This is a genomic window from Janthinobacterium sp. BHSEK (assembly GCF_056174685.1).
This window is the reverse complement of record NZ_JBWBYV010000132.1, coordinates 1-515: the sequence shown is the minus strand read 5'-3', so window position 1 is coordinate 515 and position 515 is coordinate 1. Positions and strand designations below refer to the sequence as shown.

1 protein-coding gene is annotated in these 515 nt (G+C 57.9%); it reads left to right on the top strand.

The window, feature by feature from the left end; all coding sequences use genetic code 11:
- Positions 1-515, top strand: a 515-nt coding sequence (locus AC0V2Y_RS27410; RefSeq protein ID WP_475418414.1) for a hypothetical protein, incomplete at both ends; no start/stop codon positions are given.

The following is a 515-nucleotide window of genomic DNA, read 5'->3' as shown; positions in this document are numbered from 1 at the left end:
GGCAATAAGTACATCGCGGAACTGCGCAGCCAGGACCTGATCGATCTCGATACCTACAACGATTACCAGCAAAAGGCGCTGGAATCCGGTCTGGCCATTACGCTCAGGGCATATGACGCCGAGATCGCAGCGCTGCGGGCGCATCAGGCGCGCACGTCCAAGGAGTCGGAGCGCGAAGACGACCAGCAGGCGATTATCAACCTGCAGGCGAAAAAGGCGAAGGCGCAGCAGGATGCCGACCAGGACGCGGCGATGTTGAAGCTGGGGCTGTCGAAGGCGCAAAGTGACCTCAACCAAGTAATGAAGGACTGGAACCTGCAGCAGAGCCAATCCATTGGCCAGATGCAGTTCGAGAATACGCTGTACGGCAAGTCTGCCCTGGAGAGTGCCAAGCTGACGGCGCAGCGCCGCATCGAGCTTGATATTGAGGAAAAGATACGCCAAGCGCGGGAGAAGGGCAATATTAGCGACGATAGCATTCAGCAGTTTCGGCAGGCCGGCAAGAACCAAGTGGA